Annotated in this window: 10 protein-coding genes; 5 read left to right on the top strand and 5 right to left on the bottom strand. The window is 58.2% G+C overall.

Annotation, left to right across the window (positions count from 1 at the left end; all coding sequences use genetic code 11):
* Positions 1-409: 409 nt before the first annotated feature.
* Together rhtA and ACIF4X_RS07880 are read left to right on the top strand one after the other, a co-directional pair.
* Entirely contained in the window at positions 410-1,297 is an 888-nt protein-coding gene (gene rhtA / locus ACIF4X_RS07885) for a threonine/homoserine exporter RhtA (protein ID WP_397481665.1), read from the top strand.
* A gap of 168 nt (positions 1,298-1,465) precedes the next feature.
* Positions 1,466-1,747, top strand: coding sequence for a hypothetical protein (locus ACIF4X_RS07880; protein ID WP_095120409.1), 282 nt, complete (start codon positions 1,466-1,468; stop codon positions 1,745-1,747).
* Between the two features lies 1 nt (position 1,748).
* Here the strand turns inward: ACIF4X_RS07880 and ACIF4X_RS07875 are convergent, their stop codons facing one another.
* Complete coding sequence (locus ACIF4X_RS07875) at positions 1,749-2,312, bottom strand: TetR/AcrR family transcriptional regulator (RefSeq protein ID WP_397481664.1); 564 nt, start codon at positions 2,310-2,312, stop codon at positions 1,749-1,751.
* Between the two features lie 91 nt (positions 2,313-2,403).
* On the opposite strand from ACIF4X_RS07875, the gene ACIF4X_RS07870 reads away from it, so the two are divergent.
* Both ACIF4X_RS07870 and ACIF4X_RS07865 read left to right on the top strand, forming a co-directional pair.
* The gene (locus ACIF4X_RS07870; protein WP_397481663.1) at positions 2,404-3,132 is read left to right on the top strand and encodes an SDR family oxidoreductase; all 729 of its coding nucleotides are present in this window, start codon (positions 2,404-2,406) and stop codon (positions 3,130-3,132) included.
* Positions 3,133-3,168: 36 nt separating this feature from the next.
* The gene (locus ACIF4X_RS07865) at positions 3,169-3,765 is read left to right on the top strand and encodes a 2-hydroxychromene-2-carboxylate isomerase (RefSeq protein WP_397481669.1); all 597 of its coding nucleotides are present in this window, start codon (positions 3,169-3,171) and stop codon (positions 3,763-3,765) included.
* A 43-nt stretch (positions 3,766-3,808) separates the two neighbouring features.
* Here the strand turns inward: ACIF4X_RS07865 and ACIF4X_RS07860 are convergent, their stop codons facing one another.
* From ACIF4X_RS07860 to ACIF4X_RS07845, 4 genes are all read right to left on the bottom strand, one after another.
* Positions 3,809-5,617, bottom strand: coding sequence for an aminopeptidase P family protein (locus ACIF4X_RS07860; protein WP_397481662.1), 1,809 nt, complete (start codon positions 5,615-5,617; stop codon positions 3,809-3,811).
* A gap of 56 nt (positions 5,618-5,673) precedes the next feature.
* A complete protein-coding gene (locus ACIF4X_RS07855) occupies positions 5,674-6,840 on the bottom strand; it encodes an aminotransferase class V-fold PLP-dependent enzyme (RefSeq protein ID WP_397481661.1) in 1,167 nt (388 codons plus the stop codon).
* Positions 6,841-7,044: 204 nt separating this feature from the next.
* A complete protein-coding gene (locus ACIF4X_RS07850; protein WP_397481660.1) occupies positions 7,045-7,659 on the bottom strand; it encodes a LysE family translocator in 615 nt (204 codons plus the stop codon).
* 101 nt (positions 7,660-7,760) lie between these two features.
* A complete protein-coding gene (locus tag ACIF4X_RS07845; RefSeq protein WP_397481659.1) occupies positions 7,761-8,018 on the bottom strand; it encodes a hypothetical protein in 258 nt (85 codons plus the stop codon).
* A gap of 388 nt (positions 8,019-8,406) precedes the next feature.
* Here ACIF4X_RS07845 and msuE point away from each other — a divergent pair, with 388 nt between their 5' ends.
* Positions 8,407-8,970 (top strand): FMN reductase, encoded by a 564-nt coding sequence (gene msuE / locus ACIF4X_RS07840; RefSeq protein ID WP_016985421.1) that lies wholly within the window; start codon positions 8,407-8,409, stop codon positions 8,968-8,970.
* Position 8,971: the final 1 nt, after the last annotated feature.

The following is an 8,971-nucleotide window of genomic DNA, read 5'->3' as shown; positions in this document are numbered from 1 at the left end:
CAGCAGCCTCATTTGCTGTCAAGTGATTATTTTCAGAAGTTTTCGAAGAATTCTTCAACAACTTCAACCACTTGCGCTTCAGATCTCTCCGAAGCGGGAGGCGAATTCTACAGCGTTACACGCTGCTGTCAACACCTCTTTTTCAACTTCCTTTTGGCTTCGATGAACTGAAGCAACTTGCTGCCGAAACCTACATAACTCTTTGAATCTCAAGGAGTTTTCCGTTTCGACTGCGCCGGAAGTGGGGCGAATTATAGACATCTGAAATCTGCCGTCAACCGTTAATTTAGCTTTTCTATCGATCAGTTGAAAAAGGCCTCTTCTATATAGACGTAACCCGATCGAATGCGCAGTATATTGCCCAACACCAATAATAATGCCTTGCTCTCACCTTGGACGATGCCACGTAATGAATGACCAGCCACGCTCTCTTGCCTCAATGCTGTTCCCGGTTGGCCTGCTATTAATAGCCATGGCGTCGATCCAGTCGGGAGCTTCTCTGGCCAAAAGCATGTTCCCCATCGTTGGCGCCCAGGGAACCACCACGCTGCGCCTGATCTTCGCCAGCGTGATCATGCTGTTAATACTGCGCCCTTGGCGAGCAAAGCTGACCGCCAAATCATTGCGCACTGTCATCGTCTACGGCATGGCACTCGGCGGCATGAACTTCCTCTTCTATATGTCACTGCGCACCGTACCGCTAGGGATTGCCGTTGCCCTCGAATTTACCGGGCCACTGGCCGTTGCTATCTATGCATCACGTCGCGCTATCGACTTTCTCTGGATTGCCCTGGCTATCACCGGCCTCCTGTTGCTGATTCCAACAGGCGCGACCAGTGCGGGAATCGACCTGGTGGGCGCAGGATATGCACTGGGTGCCGGTGTCTGCTGGGCGCTATACATCCTGTTTGGACAGAAGGCCGGCGCCGATAACGGTGTAACGACGGCAGCTTTGGGGGTCATGATCGCGGCGCTGTTCGTCGCCCCTATCGGCATCGTGCATGCAGGTGCCGCCCTATTGACCCCTTCGTTGATCCCGATTGCCATTGGTGTGGCCATCCTGTCCACCGCCCTGCCCTACACACTGGAGATGGTCGCTCTCACCCGCCTCCCGGCACGCACTTTCGGCACATTAATGAGTATCGAACCGGCCTTCGGAGCCCTATCGGGCCTGTTGTTCCTGCATGAATTCCTCACACTGTCACAATGGATGGCGATCCTGTGCATTATTCTCGCATCCGTCGGCGCAACCATGACCATGGGAAGTGCCGCGAAACCTGCAATCGCGGCTGATTGAAAGAGGATTTGACGAAGGTCTGGCAATTGGCGCGCATTTAGGCCATGTTTAGACCCGTAACCCAATGCCAGACATGGATTTTTTCGGACAGGGATTTCAAAACGCTTAAAGCGCAAGCGAACACAGGCAAACCCGAGCGTCAGACTCGTGGCCGCTATAAGGACGGTAATGAAACGAATTTTGATACTGATCGCCATACTGGCAGTTGCAGGTTGCGCGGCGACTTCGGAAACTCAGGTAAAACGCGGGAAAAAAGGGCTGCACATCAACTGCTCCGGGCTATCGTCCTCCTGGGACAAGTGCTACGCCAGTGCCGCCAGTGCCTGCTTGCCGAAAGGCTACAAGGTCATCGCCAAATCCGGTGACGCCGTGGAAGAACCCGGCGATTACCCGTTCGGTCTTAATCCTGCGGGCTACACCAGTCGCAGCATGATCGTTATCTGTAAATAGATCAGCGCTGCCCGGCAATCTGCCGGTCGATCTCTGCATGGCTGGACTTCAGCACCGCTTGCTGAACGTCCGGCGTAGCCAACATGCGCGCCACCACCAATGCGCCGACGCATTGCGACAACACCGACCACGCCAGCGTCTCGCTTTCCAGTATCTGCGCCCAACGCGCCTGAAGCCGGCAAATCCACAGTTCGGCTTGCTCGCGCACCTGAACATCCGATCGGGCAATTTCTGCGCCCAGCGCCGGCAACGCGCAACCGGCCTCAGGTTGTTCTACGTGGGCCATGCTCAGGTAGTGCTTGAGACAGCGCTCCATTCGCTGACGATCCTGCGTGCCGTCCCCGCCCAATCGCTCAAGGCTTTGACCCAACTCGCGCTCGACGATGGCAGTGAACAACGCATCCTTTGACGAAAAATGGCTGTAGAACGCCGCACCACTCAGCCCGATAGCCTTCATCAAACCATCGACGCCCACCGTGGAAAAACCGCAGCGCTTTGCTGACAGCGCGCTGCTCTGCAGCAGCTTTTCCCGTGTTTCCAGCTTATGACTGGCGGAGTAACGCATGTGTTTGCCCTCGAATTGACCGCCTTGACGTTGTCTGGATCCTAGCATAACGTTCGTTCACTTAACGATCGTTTAATAAAGGGATTCACCCATGAACAAGAAGAAGGTCGTATTGGTTGTCGGCGCCGGCGATGCCACGGGCGGAGCGATTGCCAAGCGTTTTGCCAGAGAAGGATTCGTCGCCTGCGTCACGCGACGCAGCGCCGACAAATTGCAACCGCTGGTGGACGCGATCAAGGCTGAAGGCGGCGAAGCCCATGGCTTTGCCTGCGATGCGCGCAAGGAAGAAGACGTCATCGCCCTGATTGAAGACATCGAAACCCGTCTGGGGCCGATCGAAGCCTTTGTGTTCAATATCGGCGCCAACGTGCCGTGCAGCATTCTTGAAGAAACCGCACGCAAATATTTCAAGATTTGGGAAATGGCCTGTTTCTCAGGATTTCTCAATGCCCGTGAAGTGGCCAGACGCATGGTCACGCGCAATCGCGGCACGATTCTTTTCACCGGTGCCACCGCCGGACTTCGTGGCGCTTCCGGATTCGCCGCTTTCGCCGGTGCCAAACACGGCATCCGCGCACTGGCGCAAAGCATGGCGCGGGAACTGGGGCCAATGAACATCCACGTCGCCCATGTGGTGGTCGATGGTGCGATCGATACCGATTTCATTCGCAACAGTTTCCCCGAGAAGTACGCCACCAAAGATCAGGATGGCATCCTCAATCCCGAGCACATCGCCGAGAACTACTGGTATCTGCACAGTCAGCCACGGGATGCCTGGACATTCGAGCTGGATCTGCGCCCCTGGAACGAACGCTGGTAAGACCCCCGCCATAACAATAACGACAGAGACGTGAAAATGACGAAAACCGTGGAGTTCTATTTCGACCTCGGCAGCCCTGCCACCTATCTGGCCTACACCCAACTGCCGAAGATTTGCGCCGAGACGCACAGCGAGCTGATCTACATCCCGATGCTGCTGGGTGGCGTCTTCAAGGCAACCGGTAACGCATCACCGGCAATGATCCCGGCGAAGGGTCGGTATATGTTTCAGGATCTGGACCGCTACGCGAAACGCTATGGGGTGCCGCTGACATTCAATCCGCATTTCCCGATCAACACACTGATGTTGATGCGTGCCGTCACTGGCATCCAGTTGCGGCAGCCAGAACGCTTTCAGGCATTTATCGATTGTCTGTTCACGGCGCTGTGGGTTGAAGGACGCAGCCTCGACGAGCCCGCGACTGTTGCCGCTGTGCTGAGCGAACACGGTTTCGATCCGCAGGAAGTACTGGCGCTGAGCAACGATGATTCTGTCAAAGCAGCGCTTAAGGAGAACACCGAAACCGCGGTTAAACGTGGCGTCTTCGGAGCACCCAGTATGTTTATCGGCAATCAGCTGTTCTTCGGCCAGGATCGGCTGGACTTCGTTGAGGAAGCCTTGCGCCAAGGCTAAGCAATCATTCAGGCGCTGAACACAGCGCCTGAATCCCGGCCGATCAGATCGCCGCAGTACGGGTGTTCAGCCATTCCAGCGCAGCACCCTCAAGCAACGGGGTCAAGCGCTCACGCACTTGCGCGTGGTAGGCGTTGAACCACTGTTTCTCTTCCTCCGACAGCAACGCCGGCAGCAGGCAACGCGTGTCGATCGGGCACAGCGTCAAGGTTTCAAACTTGAGGAATTCACCGAACTCGCTGCTGCCCGCCTCGCGGTTCATCGCCAGGTTTTCGATCCGCACGCCCCAACGGCCCGGACGATAAGTGCCCGGTTCAATCGACGTGATCATCCCCGGCTGCATGGCCGTTTGCGGTGCAGGCGCGGCCTGATAGGCAATCACCTGTGGACCTTCATGGACGTTGAGGAAGTAGCCAACGCCATGACCGGTGCCGTGACCGTAATCCACGTTGTCGGCCCAGATCGGCGCACGGGCAATCGCGTCGAGCAGCGGCGAGAGAATGCCTTTGGGAAACTGTGCACCTGACAGCGCAATCACGCCTTTCAACACGCGCGTGCAATCGCGCTTCTGCTCTTCGGTCGGTGTGCCCACCGGCACCATCCGCGTAATGTCCGTGGTGCCGCCCAGGTATTGACCGCCCGAGTCGATCAGCAGCAAGCCGTCGCCTTCGATCACCGCGTGTTCTTCTTCGGTGGCGTGGTAATGCGGCATCGCGCCGTTGGCGTTGAACGCGGCGATGGTGTTGAAACTCAGCGACACATAATCCGGACGACGCTCACGGGCGGCGGTGAGCTTTTCGTCGATGGTCAACTCGGTAATGCGCTCGCGACCCCAGGCCGATTCCAGCCAGGCAAAGAATTCGCACAGCGCCGCACCGTCCTGCTCCATGGCTTTGCGGATGTGCCGAGCATCGGCTTCACTTTTCTGCGACTTGGCCAACGTGGTCGGGTTCAAGCTTTCGACCAGCTTCACGCCGCTGTCGAGGTTATCCAGCAAACCACTGGTCACTCGCGCCGGGTCCACCAGCAGACTCGCACCACTCGGCACCGCACGCAGGGCATCGGCGACTTCGCTGTAGTCGCGCAGCGTCACGCCATCCTGCTCCAGTACCGCGCGTAAATCCGCGTCGACCTTGCTCAGCGCCACGAACAATGTGGCCCGCTGTTGATCGATCAACGCAAACGAAACAAACACCGGGTTGAACGACACATCGCCACCGCGCAGATTGAATAGCCAGGCAATGTCGTCGAGCGTGGCGATGAAGTGCCAGTCGGCCCCGCGTTCCTGCAAGGTTTCGCGCAGTTTGGCGAGTTTCTCGCCACGGCTGACGGTCGCTTGCGGTGGCAGATGCTGATAGATCGGTGCATTCGGCAGACTCGGGCGATCGCGCCAGACTTCCTGCAGCAGATCGATGTCGGTACGCAGACGCGCACCGCGTGCCTCCAGCTTGCTGCTTAACGACCGCGCCGACGCCACGGCCATCACAGCACCGTCAACCGCGACCACACCACCTTCTGGTGTCTGCTCGGCCAGCCAGTCCAGCGGGCTCGGCTGACCCGGTTGCAGTTTGACCAGTTCGATGCCGCTGCCCTTGAGCTCCTTCGTCGCTTGCTCCCAATAACGGCTGTCGGCCCAGACGCCGGCGAAATCAGCGGTGACGATCAGAGTCCCGACCGAACCGTGGAAGCCCGACAGCCACTGCCGGCCCTGCCAGTAACCCGGCAAATATTCCGACAAATGCGGGTCGGCGGACGGCACCAACAATGCATGAATGCCTTCGCGGCGCATCAGTTCACGGGTGTGCGCCAAGCGCTGGGGCACCGATCCTTCGGTCGAGGTCTGGGTACTCATCATGTCTCCTGCTAATCACTTCATCGTTATTGTTCGTAGCCGTGAGGTCGGCTCGTTTAAAGCCCTGTCGCCCAGAATGCCGGAGCACTGGCGCAGGCGGTCTTGATCAGTTGAACGGCCTTGTCGATATCTTCGGCGGTGGTAAAACGGCCGAGGCTCAAGCGAATGGTGCGACCGGCCAGATGCGCGTCATGCCCCAATGCCAGTAGCACGTGGGACGGCGCGTTACTCGCCGAATTGCAGGCCGAGGTCGCGGAAAAGGCGATCGAATGGCTCAACGCCGCGCTGTTGAATTCACCTTCGGTGAAGGTCAGGCTCAAGGTGTGCGGAATGCGCTGAGTGGCGCAGCCGTTGAGGCGCACGCCCGGCAGGCCGAGCAGTTGTTCGAGCAGTTGTTCACGCAATGCGACGATGGTTTGTTTCTCGGCCTCGAATGCCTCGGCGGCCAAGGCAAACGCGGCGCCCATGCCGGCAATCTGATGAGTCGCCAACGTCCCGGAGCGCAAACCGCCCTCGTGCCCGCCGCCGTGAATCTGCGCCAGCAACCGCTGTTGCGCTCTCGGACCGACGTACAACGCGCCGATACCTTTGGGGCCGTAAAGTTTGTGCGCCGAAAACGACATCAGATCCACCGGCCATTGCGCCAGGTCGATTGCCACTTTGCCGGCGCCCTGGGCCGCATCAACATGGAACAACGCCTCACGACTGCGCACGACTTCGCCAATCGCTTGAACATCGTTAACGGTGCCCAACTCGTTGTTCACCAGCATCAGCGACACCAGAAAGGTGTCGTCGCGCATGGCTTCGCTGACCGCTTGCGGCGTGATCAGGCCATCGGCGTCCGGCACCAGATAAGTCACGGCGATGCCGGCGTCCTGCAATTGGCGGGCGGTATCGAGGATGGCTTTGTGTTCGATCTGGCTGGTGATGATGTGGCCGCCGGACACGCCGCGCGCCTGGGCTACACCCTTAAGGGCGAGGTTGTTGGACTCGGTAGCACCGGAGGTCCAGACGATCTGTCCGGCCTGAGCGCCGACCAGTTCGGCGACCTGTCGGCGGGCTTGCTCGACCGTGTGCCGGGCCTGCTGGCCGAACGCGTGGGAGCTGGAAGCCGGGTTGCCGAAGTTACCGTGGAACCCCAGACACTCGATCATCACCTGGATGACCCGCTCGTCCACCGGGGTGGTGGCGGCGTAATCGAAATACAACGGACGTGTGTTCATAAAAGACTCGCAGAGCGTGTTCCGGGATCAGGAGGCTCGTGTCTGCAAACGGCACAGCGCAGCCTTGTGAGCTGCGCGTCGGTTCGAGAGCGTCATCAATACCTGATCGGATGCCGTTAAAGAAGAACAACTTCATTCAAAGTGCGTAGGAACGCTCCTGAAGTCGAGCTTAACAGGCATCCGGCCTGCGGTTGAAGCGATGCGTCAGCTAAAGCTTTCGAGAAGTAATGGGTACAGCGAAATCACCAGCAATGCGGCCATGCCCCAGTTGAATACGCGCAACCAGCGCGGATCCTTCAGCACATTGCGCAACAACGTACCGCAGGCCGCCCAGACGCCGACACTCGGCAGGTTGATGATGGCGAACACCGCCGCAATCACCACGACATTGGTGAAATAACCCTGCATCGGCGTGTAGGTGCTGATGGCACCGATGGCCATGATCCACGCTTTGGGATTGACCCACTGAAACGCGGCCGCGCCCAGATAGCTGATCGGCTTCGCTTCGCCTTCGGCACTGTCACCGATCGGTCCCGAGTGAGCGATTTTCCACGCCAGATACAACAGATACGCCGCGCCGACATAGCGCAGAACCGTATAGAGAATCGGATAGCTCTGAAACACCGCACCAAGGCCAAAGCCCACGGCCACGACCAGAACAAAGAAGCCGCAAGTAATCCCGAGCATGTGCGGGATGGTGCGGTTGAAGCCGAAATTCACCCCCGATGCCAGCAACATGGTGTTGTTCGGCCCCGGCGTAATCGAGGTGACAAGGGCAAACAGGGCAAAGCCCAACAGCAGGTCAAGCGAGAGGTTCATGGCAGGCAATCCATCAGGGTCATTCAGGTGTTGACCCTATCCCACGCCGCCGGGCAAGCCCACGGACAGTTGGGTAAAACTTCAAGCAGTACAGTTTGTTTTCAGCTTGGGCGACCGTGCAGCTGTACGGCACGTTCTGCACTCATTTCGGCTTTTTTGTCGAACTGGGTCTGACCGAGCAATTGCGCTTTTTTCGCGTGGTATTCGTCGAAGGAAAGGCCGCTGCGATTGAGCGCTTCCATCGCCAATTCGCGGGACTCCTCATCAGTGTAAGGGCGCAGTTCCGGTGAAACGTGTCCGGCACAACCGGCGAGTACGGAAACAGCGAGCATCAAGAAAACAGTCAGTAAACGATTCATGGGAGCGTCCTGGCGAGCAATGGGAGTCGATGGACAAAGGCTACGCCCGGGCACGCTCGCGCAGAAATCAACGCTCTCAATAGTGGCTATCAGGAAATCGACGCGCGTCGGCGCATATCTCCCAACGATCTATAAATATCGATTAACGTTCTTTTACGGAATAACAAACAGCCTTTATAACTTCATCCATGCGCTGAGCACTGTTGCTCCAGCAACTGTTGCTCAGCCAACACCAATCCAACAAAGCGCCTCGCTACTCACAGGGGCGACCGCCACGCTAACGCTCAACGCCTTGTAAACCGGGGCTTGCAGGAATTGGTACAGCGCTTGCTCAGACCCGGTGACTCACTCACTGCTCACTGAGCAACTGTTGAAAAAGGAACTGATCATGTCGCGTCCCCTGAAAGTCGTCGCCCTCTCCGGCGGCACCTGGCGTCCGTCCCGTACTTTGGTGCTGACCCAAGCCTTGCTCGCCGAACTGGCCGGCCACCTGACCATCGAAAGCCATTTGATCGAACTCGGTGATATCGCTCGCCCGCTCGGGGGCGCGCTGTCTCGTCAGGAACTCAGTGCCGAGGTTGAAGCCGAGTTGCAGGCCATTGAACAGGCCGATCTGTTGATTGTTGCCGCGCCGGTTTATCGCGGTTCTTACCCGGGACTGCTCAAGCATCTGTTCGACCTGATCGACCTCAACGCATTGATCGACACTCCGGTGCTGCTGGCCGCAACCGGTGGCAGCGAGCGCCATGCGCTGGTGCTCGATCATCAACTGCGGCCGCTGTTCAGCTTCTTCCAGGCCATGACCTTGCCGATCGGTGTGTACGCCACCGAAGCCGACTTCGCCGATTACCAGATCACCAGCGAACTGCTGAAGGCGCGCATCCGCCTGGCCGCTGAACGCGCGGCGCCGCTGTTCGCCACACAAATCAAACCTTTGTTGAAAATCGCCTGAG

Source organism: Pseudomonas sp. NPDC085632 (assembly GCF_044541255.1).
Taxonomy (GTDB): Bacteria; Pseudomonadota; Gammaproteobacteria; order Pseudomonadales; family Pseudomonadaceae; genus Aquipseudomonas.
This window is presented reverse-complemented; position numbering and strand designations above follow the sequence as displayed.

Excerpts from the sequence above, each read along its gene's own strand:
- ACIF4X_RS07860 (WP_397481662.1), bottom strand. The coding sequence starts at position 5,617 with ATGAGTACCCAGACCTCGACCGAAGGATCGGTGCCCCAGCGCTTGGCG.
- ACIF4X_RS07875 (WP_397481664.1), bottom strand. The coding sequence starts at position 2,312 with ATGCGTTACTCCGCCAGTCATAAGCTGGAAACACGGGAAAAGCTGCTG.
- ACIF4X_RS07845 (WP_397481659.1), bottom strand. The coding sequence starts at position 8,018 with ATGAATCGTTTACTGACTGTTTTCTTGATGCTCGCTGTTTCCGTACTC.
- ACIF4X_RS07850 (WP_397481660.1), bottom strand. The coding sequence starts at position 7,659 with ATGAACCTCTCGCTTGACCTGCTGTTGGGCTTTGCCCTGTTTGCCCTT.
- ACIF4X_RS07855 (WP_397481661.1), bottom strand. The coding sequence starts at position 6,840 with ATGAACACACGTCCGTTGTATTTCGATTACGCCGCCACCACCCCGGTG.
- rhtA (WP_397481665.1), top strand. The coding sequence starts at position 410 with ATGAATGACCAGCCACGCTCTCTTGCCTCAATGCTGTTCCCGGTTGGC.
- ACIF4X_RS07880 (WP_095120409.1), top strand. The coding sequence starts at position 1,466 with ATGAAACGAATTTTGATACTGATCGCCATACTGGCAGTTGCAGGTTGC.
- ACIF4X_RS07870 (WP_397481663.1), top strand. The coding sequence starts at position 2,404 with ATGAACAAGAAGAAGGTCGTATTGGTTGTCGGCGCCGGCGATGCCACG.
- msuE (WP_016985421.1), top strand. The coding sequence starts at position 8,407 with ATGTCGCGTCCCCTGAAAGTCGTCGCCCTCTCCGGCGGCACCTGGCGT.
- ACIF4X_RS07865 (WP_397481669.1), top strand. The coding sequence starts at position 3,169 with ATGACGAAAACCGTGGAGTTCTATTTCGACCTCGGCAGCCCTGCCACC.